Raw genomic sequence first — 24,148 nt, forward strand, 5'->3', positions numbered from 1 at the left:
ATGGCCTCCATTACTGCGCTACCTGAAGCGCGGCGATAAGTTGTTTCAGCTCCGGAATACAGGAGCCACAGTTGGTACCGCATTTGAGCGACGCGCCCAGTGCCGCTGGAGAGTGACACCCCTGCTCAATGGCGCGCCGGATGGCGACTTCACCGACACCAAAACAGCTGCAAATGGTACGCCCCTGGCTCTCCCCCTGCGCTGGTCGGCCGCCAAGCAACGCATGCCGTTGTTGCGCCGTGGCAGGTGGTTCGCTGAATCCCAACGCGACAAAAGCATGGTCAATCTCTGGTAACCAGGGGGCGGCATAGAATGCCCGCTCCAGCTGCCCCTCGCGCCAGCCCAACAGATGCAACTGCTGACCTGCCCTGGCTTGCTGCCATTGCAGTTCAGCTGCACCGGGCTGTTGCTGTAACCAATCGGCTGGTGTGCCCTGTCCGGCCAATACATAACGCTGCACACCCGGCTGCGGCGCGCGCGACCAATAATCCACATGCTGTGGATCCGTCTGCTCACGCTGCCACAGCCAGCCCTGCCATTGCGGGCGCAGCGGTTGCAGACGCACCGCAGTTTGCTTGAGGGCCGGTTGCCCGGAATCCGGACAACAACGCGCCGCCACCAGCCCATCCACATTCGCCTGGACGCTGAACTGACGCGTCCAGTGCATCGGAATAAACAGCTGTCCACGCGTCAGGCCGTTATCGATATTCACCCGGCCACACCACCAGCCAAGCTGCGATTGCACCCGCGTCAGATCGCCCTGACTCAGGCCATGTGCCGCTGCGTCATGCGGATGCAGCAACACAAAAGGTTCGTCGTAATGCTGCATCAACCGCGGCACCGCACCGGTACGCGTCATAGTGTGCCACTGATCGCGGATACGTCCGGTGTTCATCAGTAACGGATAATGTGCAGAGGAAGGGGTATGTAACGGAATGGCGACCGGCAGCAGACGCGCTTTGCCATCCATATGAAAGAAGCGGCGATCGCTGAACAGACGCGGCGTGCCTGCCGGGGCAGCCGTATTCACCGGCCACTGCACCGGCTGCAACTGGTCATACTGCTCACGACTCAGCGTTGCCAGCGCACTGATATCAAACGCGCGCCGCCCCTGATTTTCAAAGCCGGACAGCGCGGCATGTTCAATAAATATTTCATGGGGATGCTGCCAGCCGAACGCGTCCCCATAGCCCAGCCGCTGAGCCACCTGAGCCAGCAACCACCAGTCCGGCTTCGTTTCCCCGGCAGGCGCAGCAAAACTGCGTTGCCGCGAAATGCGACGTTCCGAATTGGTCACGGTGCCATTCTTTTCCCCCCACCCCTGGGCGGGAAGCAGCACGTCGGCATAAACGCTGGTATCCGTGGCCGCGCTCACCTCCGAGACAATCACCAGCGGACAACGCGCCAGCGCTTCAGCCACGCGATTCCCCTCCGGCATCGACACCGCCGGATTGGTGCCCATAATCCAGACCGCTTTCACCTCACCGCGCTCTACCGCCTGGAACAGCTCCACCGCTTTGAGTCCAGGCTGAGATGCCACCCGGTCGCTGCGCCAGAAACGCGCCAGCCGATCCACTTCTTGCGGGCTGAACCCCATGTGTGCGGCCAGCTGATTGGCTAAGCCGCCGACTTCACGCCCTCCCATCGCATTAGGTTGACCGGTGAGGGAAAAAGGCCCAGCGCCAGGGCGGCCAATTTTGCCGCTTAACAGATGCACGTTAAGGATGGCGTTGTTATTGTCGCTGCCAGTCTGCGATTGATTGATCCCCATGCACCATAACGTCAGCACGCGGGGATGCGCAGTGAACAGCTGCCAGAAGGCGAGAATGGCGGCCTGATCCAGCTGGCAGGCATGGGCAACAGCGGCCAGATCCCAGTCAGCACAGGCTGTCAGCGTCGCTTCAACATTGTCGAGGTGCGGCAACATGCTGCTATCGATGCCCTCCCCGGTGCTCAGCCAGTTAAGTAATCCGGCAAACAAGGCGTTATCGCTGCCGGGACGCAGGGCCAGGTGCAGGTCGGCCAGATCGCAGCTGGCGGTACGCCGCGGATCGATGACCACCAGCTTCATCTCAGGCCGCTGCTGCTTCGCCTGCACCAGTCGCTGCCAGGCAACCGGATGCGCCCAGGCGGCATTGGAACCCACCAGAATCACCAGATCCGCCTGCTCAATATCCTCATAACAGCAGGGCACCGCATCCGCACCAAAGGCTCTTTTATATCCCACCACCGCCGAGGCCATGCACAGCCGCGAGTTGGTATCGATATTGGCGGCACCAATAAAGCCTTTCATCAGTTTATTGGCGACGTAGTAATCTTCGGTCAGCAGCTGGCCGGAGGCATAAAACGCCACTGCCTGTGGGCCATGCTGACGGATGATGTCACGCAATCCTGCGGCCACATAATCCAGCGCCTGATCCATGCTGGCACGCTGGCCTTTTACCTGCGGCCACAGCAAACGTCCCTCCTGCCCAAGGGTTTCCCCCAGCGCAGAACCCTTGACGCACAGACGACCGAAGTTCGCCGGATGCTGGCGGTCACCACTGACCGGCGCATCCGGGGCATGGACTTCAACGCCACAACCCACACCACAGTAGGGACAGGTGGTTTTCATGATGCGGCCGCCAGCGCCAGCAGCGACTGATTACCCAGCCAGACTTTGCCACCCTCGACACGCACCGGCCAGCAACGTAATTGCAGCTGGGGGTTATCGAGGCTTTGTCCGTCACGCAACCGTATCCGCTGCTTGTACAATGGCGAGATAACGACCGGCTCCCCGGCCACATCGCCGAGAATGCCGCGTGACAACACACTGGCCTGCGTACCCGGTTCAATATCTTCGATCGCATAGATGGCGCTACCGAAGCGGAATAGCGCCACACGCTGCTGACCCAGCCGCGCCCCGATACCTGCCGCAGGCGGGATCGCCGTCTCATCACAAATGGCACTCCACGGCTCTGCGGGCAGGGTCAGCACCGGAATGCTGAGGTTATTAACTGGCTGACGCTGGCCACGGACCTCGCTGTAATGCAGGGTTTCGTCCGGCTGGTCACTGTTGATGGTGGGACTGAACAACGCGCGACGCGACGGATCGGCCAGGGTGGTTTGCCACTCGCACTGATAACGATCCACCACCCGCTGCATCTCCTGTTCCAGCGTGGCACCGATGCCGAGCGCATCGTCAATCACCACCTCGCGCAAATACGCCAGTCCACCTGCCATATTGTCCATCCATACGCTGGTACGTTGCAGACGATCGGCGGTGCGTACATAGAACATCAGGATGCGATCGACATAACGGATCAGGGTGTCGTCGTCGAGGTCACTGGCAAACAGGTCGGCATGTCGTGGCTTCATACCGCCATTGCCGCACACATACAGATTCCAGCCTTTATCGGTGGCGATAACGCCGATATCTTTGCTCTGGGCTTCGGCACATTCACGCGTGCAACCAGACACCGCCATTTTAATTTTGTGCGGCGCACGCAGGCCTTTGTAGCGATGCTCCAGCGCAATCGCAAAGGCGGTAGAATCCTGCACCCCGTAGCGGCACCAGCTCGACCCCACGCAGGATTTTACTGTGCGTAGCGATTTGCCGTAGGCATGCCCGGTTTCGAATCCGGCGGCAATCAGCGCTTCCCAGATGGCAGGCAGTTGATCGAGGCGTGCACCGAATAGATCGATACGCTGCCCGCCGGTGATTTTGGTGTAGAGATCGTACTGCGCAGCGACTTCACCGATGGCGATCAGGCCTTGCGGGGTGATCTCTCCCCCCGGCACGCGCGGGACCACCGAGTAAGTGCCATCTTTCTGAATATTGGCGAAGTAGCGATCGTTAGTGTCCTGCAACGGCAGATGCGCAGGTTTGAGCAGGTAATCATTCCAGCAGGAAGCCAGCAGCGACCCCACCAGCGGCTTACAGATTTCGCAGCCCTGACCACGGCCATGCTGCGCCAGCAACTCATCAAACGTGGTGATTTCACCCACGCGGATCAGGTGATACAGCTCCTGACGTGACCAGGCAAAGTGCTCGCAAATGTCCTTCTTCACCTCAACACCCAGGCTGGCGAGCTGATGCTCCATAACCTGCTTCACCAGTGCACTGCACCCGCCACAGCCGGTGGCGGCTTTAGTACAGCTTTTCAACGTCGCCATGTCGCCGCAGCCGCTTTGTACCGCAGCACAGATGTCGCCCTTGCTGACATTGTGGCAGGAGCAAATCTGCGCGCTGTCCGGCAATGCCGCCACGCCGAGGGCTTTGGCTGGCGCGCCTGCCAGCTGCGGCAGAATCAGGCTCTCTGGCGCTTCCGGCAGCGCCATTTTATTCAGCATCATTTGCAGCAGGCTGGCGTAATCACTGCTGTCTCCCACCAGCACCCCACCGAGCAGGGTTTTGCCATCCTCAGACACCACCAGCTTTTTGTAGATGCCTTTCGGGTTATCGATCCATTGATAGTTCTGGCTGGCGGGGGTACGACCATGCGCATCGCCAAATGATGCCACCTCCACCCCCAGCAACTTAAGTTTGGTGCTCATATCCGCCCCGCTGAAGGCGGTCTCTTCCTGCGCCAGTTGCCCGGCCAGCACCCGCGCCATCTGGTAGCCCGGTGCTACCAGACCAAAAATTTGCCCGTGCCACAGGGCGCATTCACCGATGGCATACACATCGCGCACGCTGGTGGCGCAGCCATCATCAATGACGATACCACCACGTTCACCAAGGGTAAGGCCCGCCGCACGCGCCAGCGCATCGCGCGGACGGATCCCGGCGGAAAACACCACCAGATCGCTATCAAGCAGGCTGCCATCGGCAAAGCGCAGCTGCACACTGCCGTCTGGCTGGCTCTCAATCGCTTCCGTCGCCTTGCTGGTGTGTACCTGCACCCCGAGGGCGCTGATTTTGCCACGCAACATTTGCGCGCCGCCGTCATCCAGCTGCACTGCCATCAGGCGCGGCGCAAACTCGACCACGTGGGTTTCCAGCCCCAGCTGTTTCAGGGCGTTGGCAGCCTCCAGACCCAGCAAACCCCCACCAATCACCACCCCGCGTTGCGCCCCGCGCGCGCAGGCAGCGATAGCATCCAGGTCAGCCAGCGTGCGATAGACAAAGCAGCGAGGAAGGTCATGGCCTGGTACGGGCGGCACAAAAGGCACCGAGCCCGTCGCCAGCACCAGTTTGTCCCACGCCAGTTCGGCCCCCTGACTATCGCGCAGGCTGCGGCGCTGTGGATCAATCGCCTGCACTTCACAGCCGCTACGCAACTCAATACCGTGCTGCTGAAAAAAATTGTCACTGACCAGCGACAGGTCGTCAGCACTTTTGCCCGTGAAATACTCAGTCAGATGCACGCGATCGTAAGCCATCTGCGGCTCGTCGCCGTACACCACAATATGATATTGCTGATGCAGCTCGCGGCTGACCAGTTGCTCCAGAAAATGGTGGCCAACCATACCGTGGCCCACGACTGCGAGAATGGGTTTGCTCATCATTGTGCTTCCTGCAGCCACTGGCTGCGTCGTATTGTTGTCCAGCCCGAACAGCGCATTGATATCGACGCGTTCGGTCCGTTGTAATCGGGTGAGTAATTTTGCCGCCGGACTACTGTCGCCAAACAACAGCACGCCTGCCAGCACACCATCGCGCAGGAAGAGCCGCTGATAGTGGCCCGACAGCGGGTCGAAGCTGGTCAGCGACGGCGCATCGCCAATCTGCCCGGCGCTAAACACCTCAATGCCGCTGACCTTGAGCCGGGTGCCGCTCTCCTGGAAGTAAAAATCCTCCACCGGTTCACCCGCCAGGCTGGCAGCCAACACCGCCGCCTGTGCCAGACAGGGCGCAACCAGACCGAAGGTTTCACCCGCAATTTCGCAGCATTCACCGAGGGCATAGACGTCGGCAATCGGGGTATGCAGCTGGCGATTGACCAGAATACCGCGCTGGCAAGGCACGCCCGCCGCCTGTGCCACGGCAATCTCCGGGATCACACCGATGGCGATGACGACCTGCCGCGCGGCAATCTGGCTGCCATCGGTGAGTGTCACCTGGTGCGCATCCACCTGCTGCAATGACACCCCGAGACGACAGTCGATGCCGCGCGCCGTCAGGTGTTGCTGCAACAGCGCACCGGCGTGGGCATCCAGCTGACGATCCAGCAGCCAGGGGCGATGATGCAGCAACGTGACCTCTCGCCCCTGTTGACGCAACGCAGCTGCCGCCTCGACCCCAACCAGCCCACCGCCAAGAACCACCACCGGTCCCGGTTCGGCCTGCATCTTTTCCACATCGCGCAACGTGCGGAATCCCAGCACCTGCGGCTGATCAATCCCCGGCAGTGACGGCATCCGTGGCTGCGATCCACAGGCAAACACCAGCTTGTCCCAGCGCAGGCTGCGCTGGTCGGTGTGCAGCAGCCGGGCGTCAAGGTCCACAGATTGCACCTCTTCTCCCGCCAGCAACCTGACGCCATGCTCCGCATGCCATTGCGGCGGGTGGATCAGGGTTTCAGCGAAGGTTTTCTCCCCTGCCAGCACCGGTGACAGCAGCACCCGGTTGTAATTTCCCTCGGGTTCCCGGCCAATGACGGTAATCGCATAACGCCCTGGCGCACGCTGCAACAGGGTTTCCACCATGCGCATCCCGGCCATGCCGTTTCCGATGACAATCAGCTGCTGCATGCCCGGCTCCTTACGCGACTGCCGTCTGCTTTTCGTACAGGAAATGCAGGATTTGCTGGCGCAGCTGGTGATAACGCGGCTCATCGGCCAGCGCCACCCGGGAGCGTGGACGCGGCAAATCAATTGCCAGAATCTCGCCGACCTGCGCGGCCGGTCCATTGGTCATCATCAGCACCCGGTCCGAGAGCAGCACCGCTTCGTCTACGTCGTGAGTAATCAGCACGATGGTGGTGTTGAGTTCCTGCTGAATGCGCATCACGCTGTCCTGCAAATGGGCTCGGGTCAGTGCATCCAGCGCACCGAAGGGTTCATCCAGCAACAACACGCGCGGTTTCATTGCCAGCGCACGGGCAATGCCAACGCGTTGTTTCATACCACCCGAAATTTCCCCCGGACGTTTATGCATGGCATGACTCATCTGCACCCTGCCGAGATTGTGCTCAATCCATTCCGCCATCTCGCTGCGGTTCATCCTGCCTTTAAACACCTGCTGCACAGCCAGCTCGACGTTTTGATACGCCGTCAGCCACGGCAGCAGCGAATGGTTCTGAAACACCACCGCACGCTCCGGGCCAGGGCCCGTGATTTCGCGGTTGTCACACAGCAGCACGCCGCTGCTCGGCGTGGTCAGTCCGGCAATCAGGTTAAGCAGCGTCGATTTGCCGCAGCCGGAGTGCCCAATCAGGCTGAGGGTTTCCCCCGGATGAATGTCAAAGCTGACGTTGTCGAGGGCGAGGAAATCCCCCTGGGCGGTGGCGAAACGCTGGCTCACCAGCTGCACACGAATGATCGGATTCATCAGACAGGCTCCTTATTTGTCCCAGCTAAAACGACGCGCCAGCAGCATCAGCATTTGTTCGAGCAACAGCCCGACCACGCCGATGATCACAATGGCAATCAGGATGTTTTCCACATTGAGGTTGTTCCACTCGTTCCAGATCCAGAACCCAATCCCCAGGCCTCCGGTGAGCATCTCGGCGGCGACGATCACCAGCCAGGCGATACCGATGGACAGGCGTACCCCGGTCAACACGGCGGGCAACACCGCCGGAAACAGGATGCGGCGCATCACCGTCCATTCAGACAGTTGCAGCACCCGCGCCACGTTGAGGTAATCCTGCGGGATGCGTTGCACCCCTTCGGCGGTGTTGATCACCATCGGCCAGATGGAGCAGATAAAAATGGTCCAGCTGGAGGCCGGTTCAGCACGCTGAAACAGCAGCAGGCCGATTGGCAGCCAGGCGAGCGGGCTGACCGGACGCAGCAGCGCGATGATCGGGTTGAACATGCGGGAGACAAAGGTGAAGCGACCGAGCAGAAAACCCGCCGGAATCCCCACCAGGGCAGCCAGGCCAAAGCCCACCGCCACACGTTGCAACGACGCCAGCACGTTCCAGCCAATCCCCTGGTCATTTGGACCGTTGTTATAGAAAGGGTCGGCAAACAGGGTCAGCGCCGCCTGCCAGGTGGCGTAAGGCGTGGGGAAGCCTTTGCTGGATAACGCGGCGATTTGCCACACCAGCAGCAACAACAGGATGCCGCAACCTGCCGGGATCAGCCGTTGCAGCAGTGGCCTCAGCCAGGGCTGGCGTACACCGGATGCTCTGGTGACCTTGAGGGTGATCACCTGTGCCGTCGGAGCGGCGGCGCTGACCGGAGATTTCAGGGTGCGCACGTCAGATTTCATGGCAACTCCTCTTCCTGTTAATGGTGAATAGCGAAACTGGCGGCGTAAGCGGCAGGATTGCTGCCGTCCCACACTTTGCCGTCCATCAGGGTGCTGCTGCGCATGACGCCAGTGGGCAGCGTGACGTTACCCACCGCAGCCGCAGCCTGTTTATAGATGTCGATACGGTTGATTTTTTGCGCCACAGCGAGGTAATCCGGATCGCTTTTCAGCATTCCCCAGCGTTTCAGCTGCGTCAGGAACCACATGCCATCAGAAAGCCATGGGAAGCTGACTTCACCGTCGTGGAAGAACCGCATCGCATGCGCGTCCTGCCACTGCTGGCCCAGGCCGTTTTCGTAATGACCCAGCATGCGGCCTTCCAGGATTTCCGGTTTGGTATTGATCCAGGCGCGTCCCGCCAGGGTTTGTGCGGTTTCACGTCGGTTGTCATCGGACGCATCAATCCAGCGGGCGGCTTCCAGTACCGCAGCCGTGAGCGCCCGAGCGGTGTTGGGGTTTTCCGTGACCCACTGCGATCGCGTGGCGAGGATTTTTTCCGGGTGATCCGGCCAGATTTGCTGCGTCGTCGCGGCGGTGAAACCGATGTTGTCGCTGATGGCACGCTGGTTCCAGGGTTCGCCCACGCAGAAGCCGCTCATATTGCCGATCTTCATGTTCATCACCATTTGTGGCGGTGGCACCACCACGGTACGCACATCCTCAATGGGATCGATCCCGGCATTCGCCAGCCAGTAATACAGCCACATGGCGTGGGTACTGGTGGGAAAGGTGTGAGCAAAGGTGTAAGTGCCTTTGGCGCTGCCCGCGATCAGGGTTTTCAGGCTGGCGGCATCGGTCACCTTCTGATCTTTCAGTTGATTCGCTAACGTGATCGCCTGGCCATTGTTGTTCAGCGTCATCAGGTTGGCCATATCGTGTTGCGGACCGGCCACCCCCAGTTGCAGGCCATAAATCATGCCGTATAACGCATGGGCCGCATCCAGCTCACCGGAAGTCAGTTTGTCGCGCACGGCCGCCCAGCTGGCTTCTTTACTGGGTTGCAGGCTGAGACCGTATTTTTTATCGAAGCCTTTCACCGCTGCCATCACCACCGGCGCGCAGTCCGTCAACGGGATAAACCCCACCCGCACCGTACTTTTCTCCGGTGCATCACTGCCTGCTGCCCAGACGGCGTTGCGTAATCCAGGCAGCAGATAGCTACTGCCCACCACCGCACTGCTCAGCAAAAAATGACGACGGGAAATCGAAAACCGCGTTTTGCTCATCCGCTTTACCCTGAAAAAAAGGAATAAAAAAAGGCGTCCTCCCACATGCAATCGCACGGGGCCGGACGCCTTTATCCAAAGCACTCGTTCTGCCGCCGTTGGCAAAACAAATGCGTAATGTCATTCAGGTTATTGCAAAGGCTGTGCCAGGAAGGTGAAGGGCGATATTTCAGGCAGTTAACCCGCTAAGCCTTTTTTTCGTTCTGCGCTGCGCACTGCGTTGACGCAAAATACGCACATTGTTTGTGCAGCTAACTCTAACGGGTTATGCCTTTAACGTGGCGGCCACCGCGAGGATCGCCTGGGCGATTTCAAGGATGCGTTTGTTCTGGTTCATGGCACTTTTGCGCAGCGTCTGCCACGCGTCCTGTTCACTGTAGCCATGCTGTTGCATCAACCAGCCCTTAGCCTGATCGATGATTTTACGCTCATCCAGCGAGGCACGCATGCTGGCCAGTTCATCGGCCTGCATTTGTAAACGCTGCGCCTGCTCACGGATGAGCGACAGCACCGAACGACCCAACTGTGGAGCCAGACCATTGCTATCCAGCGTGACATCCTGGCCGGCCAGCCAATTGGCTCCCGCCACATATAAGGTGAACCCCGCTTCATCGGCCAGCGCGGGTGTGTGGCTATCGTGCTGCTCGCTGGCGGCGATGGCTCGTCGGCAGCAACGCATTAACGTGGCGCTCAGGCCATCTTCCACCTGTTTCATGTCATCCAGTCGCGCGGTGAGCAGCCGGAACCAGTGCAGTACGCCATTCTCGCCACAATGCGCGCCGGTGCAGGCGATACGCCGCAAACGCTCAATGTCGCTGCCCGCATCAGCCATCGCGCGCCAGCGTTGCAGATTGCCCGCATCGGCGAACTGGCTGAAGGTGGCGAAGCTTTGCTCCTGTGCTTCAATCAGCGCCTGCAACCGCTGCCGCTGCTGGTCGGTAAAATGCCCGGCGGCAAAACCCGCTGAACCGGTGGCGCGTTCCTGCCCGGCCAGCTCTTTTCCCTGCATAAAACTGAACAGCGCGATCAACGCACGAGAAATATCCGGTTCGCTGGCGGTATCCGCCGCTTCAAACACCAGATTGAGTAAGGTGCGGATAATGTGGTTGAACGCATCCATGGCCTGCGCATGCGCCAACTGCTGGCTCTGTACCTGCAACCGTAGTGCGGGCAACCCCTCCAGCGCCTGTAAACCCGCCGCGATAAGCAGGCAGAAACGGCTATAACCGGGTTGCGCATCTGCGGGTGGCAGCACGGCGAGCATTTGCTGTTGACCGCGCCGCACATCCAACGCGCGGGCTTCCAGCTCATCACCAAATAAACGCCCTGCGGAGCATAACCAGATGTTGCTGACGCCCCTCTCACGTTGCAACAGATGAATTAACTCACTGATTGCAGTGATCAATTCACCGGTATGCAGCAACCGTTGCAGGCTGGCAATCTCGCTCGCCCGGCTGGCCTGCAAATAATCCACAGCCTGAGTCATCGCATTCTCCTGGCAAATAACCTTTTCGACTAAAAGACTTAGCAAAAGCCATGCCGGAACTGAAGTTGCAACGGGCCGAATCAGGGGCGGATATTCTGAAAGTCAGAAATTTGTTTACTGCCGCAATCTTTTTTTATATCAGAAAATAGATTAATCTTATTTACCGTTTATTTTTGGCCCTGACAGACATCAAAAGCGCTTACGCAGGCCTGAGCGCCGAATCGCATTAAATAAGTTAAATTGGCTTAACTATCCCCATGCGCACAGTTTTTTTATCACCCAACGATCGTCCCGTTTTCCCCGTTAGCACGGGATTTCATACGGTGCAATGGTTTGAATTCTCAAAAGTCTTAGGTAGACTGACGGGAGCACTATCTTTCTGTAATCTGTCTGTTTTTTTGATGGCTTTCTCACTGCATAATCCGGCCCCCTGCGCCCGTTAACCGGCACTCAGGACACCCCATTATGTAGTTAATCTGATGAAATTTGAGGATCATGGTGAATAAGAGTCTTGTGCTAACACTGCTGGCGGTGCTCACTCTGGCGAGTTGTAAAGCGCCACCGCCGCCAGTCACAGATGACACCCTGGTAACCAGCGAAGTCAATGGGGTTAAACTGGTTCATCGTCATGCGGTGGCAGCACCTGGCGAGTTCACGCCAGTCAACGAGAGCTTTCGTGCCTTATATGGCGCGTCCATCATGACCACACCCGACTATAGCGGCAAAGTGGTGCGTTATCTGGAAACCGGTAAAACCTTTGAAGTTTTAGGCCGGGTTGAGCACAGCTGGCTGGCGATTGCGGATGAAGCGCAGGGTCAGTTAATTGGCTACGTGCCGCCAAAAGCGGGCGTCGAGAGCAGCCGTTATGATGCCACCGTGCGCAGTGACCGTCCCCGTCCCCGCCGCAGCAAACAGGTCTGTGTAGACGTGGGGGGTGCCAGCAAGGCATGCCGCACCAACGATACCGCGACCTGGATCTTAGACTGACCATGAAATCCGGCGCATATTGCTCGCAGAAGGCTGACTCTCTGCGAGCAGAGAGTTTCACTATTGCCTGGAAGAACACGATTTAATGACTCAGGACGCTCCTGCACGTGATGCGAACGTCGCGGGCAATGATAACCTTTTATTGACTGCCGCAGCCCCAATCCTCAATGCCGTCGTTCAGATTCGGCAGGCTGCTACGCATGACGATCCCGCCGGTTTGCGTCAGTTACTTATCGATGAAGTCCGTCAGTTCGAACACCGCTGTAAACAAGCCGGTTTGCCGTTTGAGATGATCATTGGCGCGCGCTATTGCCTGTGCAGCCTGTTGGATGAAGCCGCCGCGCAAACTCCATGGGGCACCCGTGGCGTCTGGTCCGGTAACGGGATGCTGGTCACTTTCCATAATGAAAGCTGGGGCGGCGACAAGGTCTTTCAACTGTTGTCGCGCATTTCGCAAAGCCCGGAACAACATCTGTGGTTGCTGGAAGTGATTCATTATTGTCTGCTGCTGGGCTACGAAGGTCGCTATCGCGGCAGTGAAAATGGTCCGGCGCAATGCGAAATCATTCGTAAGCGTCTGGCACATTTGATTGCCGAAACCCGTCCGGATAACGCTGCCGCGATGACACGCCTGGTGGAAGTTCATCCGCTGGTGAGCAGTTTATCCCGTCCGATGGTGCCGCTGTGGGCCTGTGTCACGCTGGCTACCATGGTCGCCTGCCTCATCTACAGCGGCCTGAACTGGCGTCTGGGCAATGCCGCAGAACCTCTGTTACGTGCCATCTACCAAACTCCGCTACCGCAGATTACGCCGGGACGCCGCCCCACATCCCCTCAGGCGCTGCTTGACCTGCATCAGCGTCTTAATGATGTGATCGCGGCCGGGCAGTTAGAAGTCAGTGATGGTGCATTTGGTAGCAAGGTGATCATCCCAGCCGATAAGCTGTTTGCCGCAGATGGCACAGTCGTCAATCAGGTGGGACGCGCTCTGCTGGCACACGTCGCCAGTGCGATGAAATCAGTAAAGGGCACGGTGCTGGTCTCGGTGTATACCGATGACGGTGCGGTGGATGGACGCTTCGTCTCCAGCTATGAATTCTCCTTTGCGCGCGCGCGAGCCGTGGCGCAGTTGCTCAATCCGCAGCTGGCTGAAGGGCACAACGTGAAAGCCGAAGGACGTGGCGACAGTAATCCTCTGCTGCCCAACGACAGCAATGAAAACCGCGCCCGCAACCGCCGGGTGGAAATCACCCTGTTCGCGGCACCGGAAACCCTCAGCAATCACCAGGGAGGCCAGTGATGCGCACATCACTTCAGCATTTATTGACCCACCGACTGTTGTGGAGCTTTATCGGCGTCAGCGCGCTAAGTTGCGTATTGTGGATACTCGGCCCGCTGTGGAGCTGGGGTGATACCCGACCACTCGAACCGGTATGGCCACGCCAACTGGTGGTGGGTCTCCTCTATTTTTTCTGGGTTCTGTTCCAGTTTATCCCGGCAATCTGGCGCGCGTGGTTTAACAGCAAACTCCTCACTCGCCTGCAACAGGTCAACAGTGAAGAGTTAACCGATCGCCAGACAACCGAAACACTGCTCACCCAACGTTTCAGCGAAGCGGCACAGCGCCTGAAGCGGACCCAGTTTGGTCGACGTCCGCAGCAAAGCTTGTTGGCCCGTTTTCAGAGCCACTATCTCTATCAGTTGCCCTGGTATGTGATCATTGGTGCACCCGGTGCCGGTAAAACGACCGCCCTGCTCAATGCCGGGCTGGATTTCCCCCTCACCGATAGCCTCGGCAACGCGGCAATTCGAGGTGTCGGTGGAACACGCCATTGCGACTGGTGGTTTACCGACAGCGCAGTGTTGATCGATACCGCCGGTCGTTATGCATTGCAGGAAAGTCAGCGCGCACGCGACGCCAGCGAATGGCAAAACTTTATCCATTTGCTAAAACGCTATCGCACCCGCCAGCCGATTAACGGTGTCATCATTACCATCAGCGTGGCCGACCTGCTCACCGATTCAGCCGAAGCACGCCATGCCCAGGCAACGGCCCTACGGCAGCGTATGGTCGAACTGCATCAGCAAACTGGCATTCATTTCCCGGTGTATGTGATGGTGACGAAAACCGATCTGCTGAAAGGTTTTCTCAGCTTTTACGGGGCGCTGACTAAGCAACAGCGCGATGCCATCTGGGGTTTCACCTTCCCCTGGGATCCGGGCAAACCCCACAAGGATAGCTGGCATCGTAGCTTCAATCAGCATTTCCACCTGCTTGAACAGCGCCTGCAACAGCAGCTGGCAGGCGTGATGGCGCAGGATCGCGACCTGACACAACGCGCCGACAGTTTCCTCTTCCCGCAGGAATTCAGCTCTCTGCGTCCGCTGCTGAGCGAATATCTCGATGTGGTGTTTTCCGGCCATCAGGATACGGTGGCCAGGTCCGCGCGCGGGTTGTTTTTTACCAGCGGCACCCAGGAAGGCCTCCCTTTTGACCGCATCATGGGCGAGTTGAACCGTAAATTACAGCTGCCGCTGGCTGGACAGCACACCATTGCCGCCTGGGATAGCGTCAATCGCAGCAGCCCGATTCCCGGTACCAAAGGACAAAGCTTTTTTATTCGTAATCTGCTGAGTGATTTGGTGTTTCGTGAAAGCGGACTGGCCGGGAGTAACCGGCATTGGGAGTATCGCAACCGGCTGTTTCACTGGATTGGCTACGGTGCCCTGACGGGTGCCCTGCTGCTGCTTTCCTGTCTGTGGCTGGCAAGTTACCTCCAGAATCAGCGCTATCTCGACCAGGTCGCCGCGCGCATCGCGCCTATTACCCGCCAGAGCCAGCAGGTGATTCATCAGCCCGCTGATAATATTTTTGATCTGCTACCCTTCTTAAATAACCTGGTTAAATTGCCGCTTTCGGATCGCTTTTCCCTCGACAATCCTCCGCTTACCATGCGTGTCGGTTTGTATCGCGGTAATCAGGTGAGTGACGCGGCATGGGTGCTTTATCAAAACGCCCTTAAGTCTTTATTGTTGCCCCGCGTGGCACAGCAAATTACCAATCTGCTGCGCGACGATCCCGGTACCGACAATGAATACAGCCGCAACGCCTTGCGGGCCTATCAGATGTTGTATCAGCCTCGCAATTATGACGGTGAGTTTCTGCGCGGCTGGTTGATGCAAAATCTGCAACGTTCCCTGCCAGCCAATGTCAGCGCTCGTGATTTACAACAACTGGACTGGCATCTCAGCCAACTGCTGGATCAGCAAATTCAGTCTTCGCCTTATGCCAGTGACAATGCGTTGATGATGCGTAAGCTTGCGGAAAATCTGAAAAATGCGGGTCAGAACGGCAATACGCTGACGCTCGCGCCGTTAAAGGCGACACAGCGATTGACCGGACGCAGTGAGTAATGGTGAGGTAACGATGGCGACCTATATCGCCCCAGGCTGGTACGGGAAATTGCCGACAACCGGTGATTTCCTGCGCCAGCGTCTCAGTGAAAATACCGTGACATCCTGGAGCCATTGGTTTCAACAGGGATTGCTGCACTGGCATCCGCAAAATGATGCCAGCACCCAGCTTTTTCTCGCCGCACCGGTGTGGAATTTTGTGTTGCCGATTTCACCGCTGCGCCAGCAGGTACAAATGGGTTGCCTGCTGCCGTCGTGCGATCGTGTCGGTCGCGCCTGGCCGTTGCTGGCGCTGCATCATTTTCCACTCAGCCAGTGGCATCCTGCACAGCTGGCCATTTCCGGCGAGTGGTTTCAGGAACTGGGCGCCACCTTGTTGCATGCCGTGCGTGCCGCGCAAACAGCGGAGCAACTGGAACAGGCAATACTCCAGGTGTCACCTTTGCTGGTGCCGGAAAAGCGACGCTCTGACATCATGGATGTCATCGGCTTTGACGATTTGCCCAGCACGCTGAGCTGGCGTGAAGTGGCAGACCATTTTGATCCCCAGCAGCACATCAGCTACTGGTGGAGTAATCGCAGTGACGGTTTTGCTCACGCCACGCATAAACACAGTGGCCCGCTCACCGCGCAGCTTTTTTCGTTACTGTTTAACCCGGCGTCTGGTGCGCAGCCGGGACGTAACGGTCTTTATCCGCCCATGTTCGAATAAGATCGCGACGTTTGCCCTCTGAAAACGGGAAGACTCATGGAATTTACCATTGTGCAGTGCAATACGGATGTGCCGGCAAAAACGGTGGCGTTCAAGCCCCCGGGCGGCACCATCGGCCGCAGCCAGGATAATGATCTGGTGTTGCCGGATGAATCGCGGGCCATTTCGCGCCTGCAGGCACTGGTACACCTGTCACCAGAAGGCGAATGCCGCCTGACCAATCAGGGGAGCGTCACCTCAGTGGTGTTGAATGGTGCAGCGTTGCCCCGTGGCGTTCAGGCGGTTTTGCAGCATGGCGACACACTGAAGATTGGCGATTATGGCCTTGAGGTCCGCGATCCGGTGCGTGCAACCACGCAAAAAGATGATCCGCTGGCATTTTTTGCCGCCAGTGAAGGCGACCCCCTTGGCCTGCTGGATGGCCTGCCTGGTGCCATTGAAGAGGTTCTCTTTGAACCGGTCGCAACACGCTCTGAACGCCATAACGATGCCCGCCTGGGTATCGATCCGCAGAGCGATTCCTCCGCCCTGCCCGCCATTATGTCCGGCAGCGACCAGGATAAACTGATTGCGGCTTTGCTGGAGGGAATGGGGCTGAATAACGGCCATCAGACGCCGATCAATGAAGAGCAAATGCGGGTCACTGGCCGAATGCTGAGTCTGTTCTCGCAGGGAACGGTTGCGCTGCTCTCCTCGCGCTCGATTCTCAAACGCGGTGTCAAAGCTGACATGACGATGATCCTCAATGAGGCCAATAACCCGTTCAAGATTCTGCCCTCCGGTAAAACGGTGTTGATGCAGATGTACCAGAGCCAGATGCCAGGCTTTATGCCGCCGGAAACAGCAGTACGCGATGCGCTGGTGGATTTACAGGCACATCAGTTAGGAATGATCGCCGGCATTCGCGCCATTATTGCGGCGATGCTGCAATCCTTTAATCCGCAGCGGCTGGAAGAGCAGGCACGACGCGACGGTGCCATGCCGAAAATGCCGTTCTCCAACACCCGTAAAGCCGCCCTGTGGGATCATTTTTCCCGTCATTATCAGCGCACCGCCGGTGAAATTGAAGATGACTTCCACACCCTGTTCGGCGAAGCCTTTCTTCATGCCTACGATATGGAAGTCAATCAATACAAAGACTCCCAAACGCGGACCGAAGACGCATGAAGATGATGTTTGCCAGTCGCTGCCAGCAGGGTATGCGCGATGAAAATCAGGATCGCACCGGCGCGAAACTTGACGAGCATAAAGCCTGTTTTCTGGTATGTGATGGCGTCGCGGGACTCCCCGGTGGTGACATGGCTGCACAGCTGGTACGTGACACGCTGCTGGGTGCATTGCAGGACAACGATGACTTCACACCGGAAGTCACCTGCGAAGCGGTGAAACTTTGCCAGCGCGTGCTGCTGGAAGCGCAGGGAATGAATCCTAATTTTTCCCGCATGAGTACCACCCTTGCCGCCTTGTTTATTGACCGGGAAAAACAATGCGCATGGTGGGCGCACGCAGGTGACAGCCGGGTTTATCACTTCCGCCACGGTGCGCTGCACCAGGTCACTCGCGACCACAGTCTGGCCCAGCAGTTGCGCGAAGCCGGCTATGAAAATACCGGCATTAACAGTAATTTACTCTATAATGCGCTCGGCACTGAACCGGTACGACCGGTCACGTTTAGCGATGTGATTGCACTGGAGGATGGCGACGCATTTCTTGTCTGCACCGACGGATTTTGGCTCAACCTGACCACTGAAGAAATGGAACAGGCACTGCGCATGGTGAATGTCTGCGAAGAGTGGCTGGCATTGATGGAACAAGCGGTTAACCGCAGCGTAAAAAGCGACAATCTGAGTGCTCTGGCGATTTGGGTTGGCGAGCCACAGGAAGCAACGCTGCTTTATTCCCAGGCTGATGCGGCACGTTTTCTGCCGTCACGTTATTGATCCAAGGATTCATATGAAATTGTGGTTGCCAGGCTTAATGACCTTGCTGCTGGCGCTGAATGCGCAGGCAGAAGATTATCGGGTGGTGTACTCGCCAAGCCTCTCACTGGAAGTGTATATCGATGACGTAGCCAGTAATGCGCCAAATGACTGGTGTAAAGAGACGCTGCCGCTGCGCATTGTTTCGGGTAAAAGCACCGATTCCAGCGTACTCACCAGCTTCCTGCCGCGGGTAGGAACGTTATTAGCCAATCAGTGTGGCACGCTTGATGTCATTCCGTGGCAAATGACCGATAAACAAGGCAGCGTACTGGCCAACGGCAGTGCCACCAAATTGCAGAACTGGCGACCGATTGTGCTGAATGACGCCACAGCCAGTGCCAGCAATGATAATGCCGCACCACTTGATTTATCGCGCCCTGCGGACAGCACGCCATTGCAGCAATTTGCACTGCCCGGTGGCTGCCATTTCCGTACCTCATGGGATGAGAAAGGGGAATCGTTATTTGTCCCCGAGAGTAGCCAACAGCACTGCTCCAGTGAAGGCTGGCTGGAAGGTGCCAGCGAATTGACGCTAATGAGCGCCGGGCAGACCAGCAAGCAGCCGGTGAATTTTTATCAGGGTTATCCCATCGCCGATCTCAACCTGGGCACAACCGCCTTGCAGGTGGTGGCAGTGAATAACCAGCGCATGATCGTGGCGCGTCCTGATGCCAATGACAGTTGGCTGGTGTTGCCGTTTGATGCACAACAGCACCTTTGGCGTTTTACCGGTACTTTACTGATCAAAATGGATAAGACCGCTGGACAGGATAGCGATGCCGTTAAGAAGCGGGTTGATACCTTACGTGGCGTCTGGACGCCACAGTTTATGCCACAGCAAAAAGTGACTGTGTTACTGATTGACACCCTGCACGCGGATCTCGCCGATCCGGCGATTGGTGCCTGGCGTAACATTAATTAATTAGCGGTCGTTGCCCATGTCATCGTGATGGCCGGGCGCTACAGGACGTGTTCAGAGAGTTCACTATGTCGGCAAACGATAATCAGAAAGTACCCAACGCCCTGCCTGCGGGTTACCGGTTCAATGAGTTTGAGATCAAGGATGTGATAGGCGGCGGAGGTTTCGGCATTGTTTACCGTGCCTGGGATCATCAGCTGGAACGCACTATCGCCATCAAAGAATATATGCCGGTGTCACTGGCTGTTCGTGCTGCTGATCTGTCGCTGGAGCTGCGCGGCGAACGTTTTCAGAAGCTGTTTAACGCCGGTCGCAACAGCTTTATTCAGGAAGCACGTCTGCTGGCGCGCTTTAATCATCCTGGCCTGCTGCATGTTTTGCGTTTCTGGGAAGAGAACGGCACCGCCTATATGGGCACGCTCTACTACAGCGGCATGACGCTGAAAGAGTGGCAGCTGACCAGCCCGGAGAGCGTCAACGAAGACTGGATTCGTCGCCTGCTACCGCCGCTGTTTGGCGCCATCAATACCATTCATCAGGCAGGTTACCTGCATCGCGATATCTCACTGGATAATATCCAGATTCAGGAAAACCAGCTGCCAGTATTGCTGGATTTCGGCTCCGCGCGCAAAGAGATTGGCAACCTGTCCGATGAAACCGAGATTATGTTGAAGCCCGGTTTTGCCCCCATTGAACAATACAGCGAAGAAGGTGAAGGCGAACAGGGACCCTGGACCGATATCTACGCGCTGGGCGCCGTGCTGCATAATCTGATTACCGGCTATGCGCCACCGGTTTCTGTGGTGCGCTGTATTGAAGACAATTATCAGCCGCTGGTAGAACGCAAACCGGCGGGTTACTCACTGCCGCTACTGCATGCCATCGACTGCGCACTGGCGATGAAACCGACCGACCGCCCACAAACCATTGATGCGTTCGCCAGTTTGATCGACTTACCGGTGAGCGATGTCGAAGCCCTGGTGACACGTTATACCAGCGTCAGTGAAACGCCAGCGGAACCTGAGCCGACGATCATCATTCCGGAACCCCAGATCATGGGGGTTAACCATGCGGCGGCGACCATCGAACCGGTCACACCCCGCAACGTCCGACGTTTATCTCCCGGCCTGCTGGCTGTCGCTGCGGTTGCGGTGCTGGCGGTGATTGTCGCCGTGTGGAAAGTGAATCATCGCGAAGTGGCCGTGCCGTTAGCGAACTCTGGTACCCCTGCGGCCGCAGAAGCCAGTAAAACGGTCAGCGGTGCGCCCGCGCTGGCAACCCTCTATCTGCGTTTACAGAGCGGCGAGAACATCGTACTGAATGGAAAAGCGCAGAACGTGAAACCAGCCAGCAACGGGTTTGCCACGCTCAGTCTGGCGGCAGGCCAGTATCATCTTGAAGTGCATAATGGCAGCCAGGTTCACAGCCAGACGCTGACCATTGATAAACCCGGCACCTGGCTGATTAATACCGGTAATTAAGAGGACAAGCGCGCTGTCCGTAATTGCAGCGCCCTGACCTGGCTGGCAAGCACCGTTAATCCTTCTTCCTGCATACCGCGTTTTGCCAGTTCCTGCTCCAGCGCAAAAAGATATTGCGCGTTGGTGCCCAGCGGGCCGCTGGCCTGGGCAATTAACGGGGCGATAGTCCCCGGACAGGAATCCGCTTCGAACAGCGGGTGGCGCGGGTCCATAATAAACACCAATGCGGATACGCTACGGCCATCGTCCAGCTTCAGCTCGCACCAGGTGGGAAGATAGCATCCGGTGATCATTTCACGCTTCCACAGCAACTCCAGTTCCTCGTGCAGACGCGCTTCCGGCAGACGAAATGCCAGGCCACTGGTGGTGCCGCCCTCTTTCAGCGCCAGCATGCGCCCAGGATGCGACGCCGTACCACGTCCGGCAGTCAGCCGCAGACAGAAAGCACGATGCCAGCCATCAAGATGACCAGACGCCACTTCTTCCGCCTCAAAGACCGGGTTCCACATCAGCGAGCCATAGCCGAAAATCCACACCGGACTTTGGTCAGGCCGACAGGCCAGCGTAGCGGCGAGAGAAGCGGCGCGTTGCTCACAGCTCCACAGCAGCGTGTCATCGATATCGCCGAATGATGTTTTACAATCCGCTTTTAATAAGAATTCCCGGGTTAGCAATGCGACCTCCTCAACTCCCCTGACATCCTGTCGATTTGGCTCCTCTGAAACGGTTTTCATGACCTGTGGCTAGCACAAAGCTGCCTGATAAGAAGACATTAATGCATTTGTCACAATTTATTCAAGGTTGATGCCGATCACAAAGGGTAAATTGCCTGTAAATAGCATCGGCTGCCTGGCATGATACTTGAGTTGAGAAGTGTGAACGGGTTAAGAAGTGTGAAGCGGGCCGCAAAGGCCCGCATAGGTTAGTGTTTGGGATGCCACTTATTGTCGTCGCCTTTCTGGTAATCTTTTTTCACTGCTGCCCAGGCGACCTTATGTGCCACTTTCTCACGCGAATCATCGCCGCGCCGATCATCTTCATCCTTGTACTCTTCCCAGGCGCTATTAAACGCTTTCTGATAGATGGTCTGGGCGTGCGCTGGCAGCACGTGGCGGACGCTGTCAGGCAGTTGACGTGTTGATGAATAAGGCATAGTTCCTCCCCTGCGAACATACCTTATAAGTCTGGAACAGATAAATAAAAACGCAAACAGTCACTTTCTATAGTTAAATAACAAAATACGGTTATAACATCAATTTTAAGCCGTAAACTACAAAATAAATAACCTTAATCATCGAAATAAGTTCCATAATCTAACCATTAACATCATGAAAATTGGATAGTGACCAGAGATAACCTTGCTTTTTGTCCGTGTTGATATAAATTTTACAAAAAGTAAAAACGCGTAAAGATACAACACCAGAGAGGCTGAAAAGTTACACTGCGCATCGCGATAAAACCACGTATATTTATCAGGCACTGACTGCCTGATTTTGTTCTTTTTTCCGGAGAGGATGGTGAATGGCTGCACATGAGAAAACCCGACATTCTGAGTATTCCCTGATTTTCCCGATTGTCGCCCTGGCAGTATTGAGCTTTTTTGGCGGGCAAACCAACCTGCTGAGCGTGGTTGGCATTAACCTGCTGGCGCTGGTCGCTATTCTCAGCAGTGCGTTTAGTGTGGTACGCCATGCTGATGTGCTGGCACACCGACTGGGCGAGCCTTATGGCTCACTGATCCTCAGCTTGTCGGTGGTGATTCTGGAGGTCAGCCTGATCTCAGCGCTGATGGCCACCGGCGATGCCGCGCCCGCACTGATGCGCGATACGCTTTATTCCATCATTATGATTGTTACCGCAGGCCTGGTTGGCTTTGCGCTGCTGCTCGGCGGGCGGAAATTCGCTACCCAGTACGTCAATCTGGTTGGCGTTAAGCAGTATCTGATCGCCATTTTTCCGCTGGCGATGCTGGTGCTGGTGTTCCCCAATGCGTTACCCGGTGGCAATTTCTCCACCGCCCAGGCGTTGCTGATAGCGGCGATTTCCGCGGCGATGTACGGTGTTTTTCTGTTAATCCAGACGAAAACACACCAGAACTTGTTTGTTTATGAGCACGAAGATGAGAGCGATGATGGCGACCCGCATCATGGCAAGCCGTCGGCGCACAGCTCTGTCTGGCATACCGCCTGGCTGATTGTGCATCTGATTGCGGTGATCAGCGTGACCAAAATGAACGCCAACACGCTGGAACATCTGCTGACAGAATTGAATGCGCCCGAGCAGTTCACCGGCTTCCTGGTGGCATTACTGATTCTGTCGCCTGAAGGACTTGGAGCGATTAAAGCGGTGCTGATGAACCAGGTGCAGCGTGCCATGAACCTGTTTTTCGGTTCCGTGCTGGCGACGATTTCACTGACGGTGCCAGCGGTGACCATTATCGCTACGCTTACGGGTCAGCAGCTGGTATTCGGTCTGGAGCCGCCGCATATGGTGGTGATGAGCGCCGTATTGATTCTGTGCCATATTTCGTTTTCCACCGGGCGTACCAATGTACTTAACGGGGCGGCTCATCTCGCCCTGTTTATCGGGTATTTGATGACGATTATGTTGTAACCGAACGCGCAATAAAAAAGGCGTCTTACGACGCCTTTTTCATCAACCGGCAAATTAATTGCTGGTATCCAGTTCCGGGAAGCTTTTCACCAGATCATCAATGGCTTTCATCTGCACCAGGAATGGTTCCAGCTTGTCGAGTGGCAGCGCTGACGGGCCATCACATTTGGCGCTGTTCGGCTCCGGATGCGCTTCGATAAACAGGCCGGCAATGCCCACCGCCATACCTGCACGCGCCAGTTCACCCACCTGCGCACGACGTCCGCCTGATGCCGCACCGAACGGATCACGGGTTTGCAGCGCATGGGTCACATCAAAAATCACCGGGCTGTTATTGGTGACTTTCTTCATCACGTTGAAACCGAGCATATCCACAACAAGGTTGTCATAGCCGAAATTGCTGCCACGGTCGCACAGAATAACTTTGTCATTGCCGCCTTCGGCAAATTTATCCACGATGTTGCCCATCTGACCCGGGCTGACAAACTGCGGTTTCTTCACGTTGATCACCGCACCGGTTTTCGCCATCGCTTCAACCAGGTCAGTCTGACGTGCCAGGAACGCAGGCAGCTGAATCACATCCACCACATCTGCAACGGGCTGCGCCTGTGCGGCTTCATGGACGTCAGTAATGATTTTCACACCAAAAGCCTGTTTCAGCTCCTGAAAAATCTTCATCCCTTCTTCCAGACCCGGACCACGGTAGGAATGGATCGAAGAACGGTTCGCTTTATCAAAAGAGGCTTTGAACACGTAAGGGATGCCGAGTTTATCGGTTACTTTCACGTAGTGTTCGCAGATACGCATGGCGAGGTCGCGCGATTCCAGCACGTTCATGCCGCCAAAGAGAACAAATGGCAGATCGTTTGCGACGTTGATATCACCAATACTGACTACTTTCTGTGTCATGCCCTTTCCTTATTC

18 protein-coding genes are annotated in these 24,148 nt (G+C 56.9%); 9 read left to right on the plus strand and 9 right to left on the minus strand.

Annotation, left to right across the window (positions count from 1 at the left end):
- Positions 1 to 10 precede the first annotated feature (10 nt).
- From CUN67_RS11425 to CUN67_RS11450, 6 genes are all read right to left on the minus strand, one after another.
- Positions 11 to 2,614: a nitrate reductase gene (locus CUN67_RS11425; protein WP_208715405.1), complete on the minus strand. Its 2,604-nt coding sequence runs from the start codon at positions 2,612 to 2,614 to the stop codon at positions 11 to 13.
- Positions 2,611 to 6,675 (minus strand): nitrite reductase large subunit NirB, encoded by a 4,065-nt coding sequence (gene nirB / locus CUN67_RS11430; protein WP_217621290.1) that lies wholly within the window; start codon positions 6,673 to 6,675, stop codon positions 2,611 to 2,613. Before nirB ends, CUN67_RS11425 begins: the two co-directional genes overlap by 4 nt.
- 10 nt (positions 6,676 to 6,685) lie before the next feature.
- Complete coding sequence (locus CUN67_RS11435; protein WP_208715407.1) at positions 6,686 to 7,474, minus strand: ABC transporter ATP-binding protein; 789 nt, start codon at positions 7,472 to 7,474, stop codon at positions 6,686 to 6,688.
- Positions 7,475 to 7,486: 12 nt separating this feature from the next.
- The gene (ntrB, locus tag CUN67_RS11440; protein WP_208715408.1) at positions 7,487 to 8,362 is read right to left on the minus strand and encodes a nitrate ABC transporter permease; all 876 of its coding nucleotides are present in this window, start codon (positions 8,360 to 8,362) and stop codon (positions 7,487 to 7,489) included.
- A gap of 17 nt (positions 8,363 to 8,379) precedes the next feature.
- Complete coding sequence (locus CUN67_RS11445; RefSeq protein WP_208715409.1) at positions 8,380 to 9,630, minus strand: CmpA/NrtA family ABC transporter substrate-binding protein; 1,251 nt, start codon at positions 9,628 to 9,630, stop codon at positions 8,380 to 8,382.
- Positions 9,631 to 9,895: 265 nt separating this feature from the next.
- Positions 9,896 to 11,116 carry a nitrate regulatory protein gene (locus tag CUN67_RS11450; protein ID WP_208715410.1) on the minus strand — a complete coding sequence of 407 codons (1,221 nt, stop codon included), beginning with the start codon at positions 11,114 to 11,116 and terminating at the stop codon, positions 9,896 to 9,898.
- Positions 11,117 to 11,611: 495 nt separating this feature from the next.
- Between CUN67_RS11450 and CUN67_RS11455 the strand changes: the two genes are divergently transcribed.
- From CUN67_RS11455 to CUN67_RS11490, 8 genes are all read left to right on the plus strand, one after another.
- On the plus strand, positions 11,612 to 12,103 hold the full coding sequence (locus CUN67_RS11455) for an SH3 domain-containing protein (RefSeq protein ID WP_415860450.1): 492 nt from the start codon (positions 11,612 to 11,614) through the stop codon (positions 12,101 to 12,103).
- 85 nt (positions 12,104 to 12,188) lie between these two features.
- Complete coding sequence (gene icmH / locus CUN67_RS11460; protein ID WP_208715411.1) at positions 12,189 to 13,403, plus strand: type IVB secretion system protein IcmH/DotU; 1,215 nt, start codon at positions 12,189 to 12,191, stop codon at positions 13,401 to 13,403.
- Complete coding sequence (gene tssM / locus CUN67_RS11465; protein ID WP_208715412.1) at positions 13,403 to 15,517, plus strand: type VI secretion system membrane subunit TssM; 2,115 nt, start codon at positions 13,403 to 13,405, stop codon at positions 15,515 to 15,517. The genes icmH and tssM overlap by 1 nt, the downstream gene beginning before the upstream one ends.
- Positions 15,518 to 15,530: 13 nt before the next feature.
- A complete protein-coding gene (tagF, locus tag CUN67_RS11470; RefSeq protein WP_208715413.1) occupies positions 15,531 to 16,229 on the plus strand; it encodes a type VI secretion system-associated protein TagF in 699 nt (232 codons plus the stop codon).
- A 36-nt stretch (positions 16,230 to 16,265) separates the two neighbouring features.
- On the plus strand, positions 16,266 to 17,396 hold the full coding sequence (gene tagH, locus CUN67_RS11475) for a type VI secretion system-associated FHA domain protein TagH (protein ID WP_208715414.1): 1,131 nt from the start codon (positions 16,266 to 16,268) through the stop codon (positions 17,394 to 17,396).
- Complete coding sequence (locus CUN67_RS11480) at positions 17,393 to 18,169, plus strand: PP2C family protein-serine/threonine phosphatase (protein WP_208715415.1); 777 nt, start codon at positions 17,393 to 17,395, stop codon at positions 18,167 to 18,169. Before tagH ends, CUN67_RS11480 begins: the two co-directional genes overlap by 4 nt.
- A gap of 13 nt (positions 18,170 to 18,182) precedes the next feature.
- Positions 18,183 to 19,133: a hypothetical protein gene (locus CUN67_RS11485; protein WP_208715416.1), complete on the plus strand. Its 951-nt coding sequence runs from the start codon at positions 18,183 to 18,185 to the stop codon at positions 19,131 to 19,133.
- 65 nt (positions 19,134 to 19,198) lie between these two features.
- Positions 19,199 to 20,611: a serine/threonine protein kinase gene (locus CUN67_RS11490; protein ID WP_208715417.1), complete on the plus strand. Its 1,413-nt coding sequence runs from the start codon at positions 19,199 to 19,201 to the stop codon at positions 20,609 to 20,611.
- On the opposite strand, the gene CUN67_RS11495 is transcribed toward CUN67_RS11490, so the two are convergent.
- Positions 20,608 to 21,285, minus strand: coding sequence for a gamma-glutamylcyclotransferase (locus CUN67_RS11495; protein ID WP_208715418.1), 678 nt, complete (start codon positions 21,283 to 21,285; stop codon positions 20,608 to 20,610). The two genes, CUN67_RS11490 and CUN67_RS11495, sit on opposite strands and share 4 nt — an antisense overlap.
- Positions 21,286 to 21,533: 248 nt before the next feature.
- Complete coding sequence (chaB, locus tag CUN67_RS11500; RefSeq protein ID WP_208715419.1) at positions 21,534 to 21,764, minus strand: putative cation transport regulator ChaB; 231 nt, start codon at positions 21,762 to 21,764, stop codon at positions 21,534 to 21,536.
- A gap of 368 nt (positions 21,765 to 22,132) precedes the next feature.
- Here chaB and chaA point away from each other — a divergent pair, with 368 nt between their 5' ends.
- Positions 22,133 to 23,224 carry a sodium-potassium/proton antiporter ChaA gene (gene chaA, locus CUN67_RS11505; protein WP_208715420.1) on the plus strand — a complete coding sequence of 364 codons (1,092 nt, stop codon included), beginning with the start codon at positions 22,133 to 22,135 and terminating at the stop codon, positions 23,222 to 23,224.
- Positions 23,225 to 23,278: 54 nt separating this feature from the next.
- Here the strand turns inward: chaA and kdsA are convergent, their stop codons facing one another.
- The gene (gene kdsA / locus CUN67_RS11510) at positions 23,279 to 24,133 is read right to left on the minus strand and encodes a 3-deoxy-8-phosphooctulonate synthase (protein ID WP_208715421.1); all 855 of its coding nucleotides are present in this window, start codon (positions 24,131 to 24,133) and stop codon (positions 23,279 to 23,281) included.
- Between the last annotated feature and the right edge of the window lie 15 nt (positions 24,134 to 24,148).

The organism is Pantoea cypripedii (genome assembly GCF_011395035.1).
Lineage (GTDB): Bacteria > Pseudomonadota > Gammaproteobacteria > Enterobacterales > Enterobacteriaceae > Pantoea > Pantoea cypripedii_A.

What these genes read in the sequence shown, in the direction of transcription:
- CUN67_RS11425 (WP_208715405.1), bottom strand. Translation starts at nt 2,614, where the DNA reads ATGAAAACCACCTGTCCCTACTGTGGTGTGGGTTGTGGCGTTGAAGTC.
- nirB (WP_217621290.1), bottom strand. Translation starts at nt 6,675, where the DNA reads ATGCAGCAGCTGATTGTCATCGGAAACGGCATGGCCGGGATGCGCATG.
- CUN67_RS11435 (WP_208715407.1), bottom strand. Translation starts at nt 7,474, where the DNA reads ATGAATCCGATCATTCGTGTGCAGCTGGTGAGCCAGCGTTTCGCCACC.
- ntrB (WP_208715408.1), bottom strand. Translation starts at nt 8,362, where the DNA reads ATGAAATCTGACGTGCGCACCCTGAAATCTCCGGTCAGCGCCGCCGCT.
- CUN67_RS11445 (WP_208715409.1), bottom strand. Translation starts at nt 9,630, where the DNA reads ATGAGCAAAACGCGGTTTTCGATTTCCCGTCGTCATTTTTTGCTGAGC.
- CUN67_RS11450 (WP_208715410.1), bottom strand. Translation starts at nt 11,116, where the DNA reads ATGACTCAGGCTGTGGATTATTTGCAGGCCAGCCGGGCGAGCGAGATT.
- CUN67_RS11455 (WP_415860450.1), top strand. Translation starts at nt 11,612, where the DNA reads ATGGTGAATAAGAGTCTTGTGCTAACACTGCTGGCGGTGCTCACTCTG.
- icmH (WP_208715411.1), top strand. Translation starts at nt 12,189, where the DNA reads ATGACTCAGGACGCTCCTGCACGTGATGCGAACGTCGCGGGCAATGAT.
- tssM (WP_208715412.1), top strand. Translation starts at nt 13,403, where the DNA reads ATGCGCACATCACTTCAGCATTTATTGACCCACCGACTGTTGTGGAGC.
- tagF (WP_208715413.1), top strand. Translation starts at nt 15,531, where the DNA reads ATGGCGACCTATATCGCCCCAGGCTGGTACGGGAAATTGCCGACAACC.
- tagH (WP_208715414.1), top strand. Translation starts at nt 16,266, where the DNA reads ATGGAATTTACCATTGTGCAGTGCAATACGGATGTGCCGGCAAAAACG.
- CUN67_RS11480 (WP_208715415.1), top strand. Translation starts at nt 17,393, where the DNA reads ATGAAGATGATGTTTGCCAGTCGCTGCCAGCAGGGTATGCGCGATGAA.
- CUN67_RS11485 (WP_208715416.1), top strand. Translation starts at nt 18,183, where the DNA reads ATGAAATTGTGGTTGCCAGGCTTAATGACCTTGCTGCTGGCGCTGAAT.
- CUN67_RS11490 (WP_208715417.1), top strand. Translation starts at nt 19,199, where the DNA reads ATGTCGGCAAACGATAATCAGAAAGTACCCAACGCCCTGCCTGCGGGT.
- chaB (WP_208715419.1), bottom strand. Translation starts at nt 21,764, where the DNA reads ATGCCTTATTCATCAACACGTCAACTGCCTGACAGCGTCCGCCACGTG.
- chaA (WP_208715420.1), top strand. Translation starts at nt 22,133, where the DNA reads ATGGCTGCACATGAGAAAACCCGACATTCTGAGTATTCCCTGATTTTC.
- kdsA (WP_208715421.1), bottom strand. Translation starts at nt 24,133, where the DNA reads ATGACACAGAAAGTAGTCAGTATTGGTGATATCAACGTCGCAAACGAT.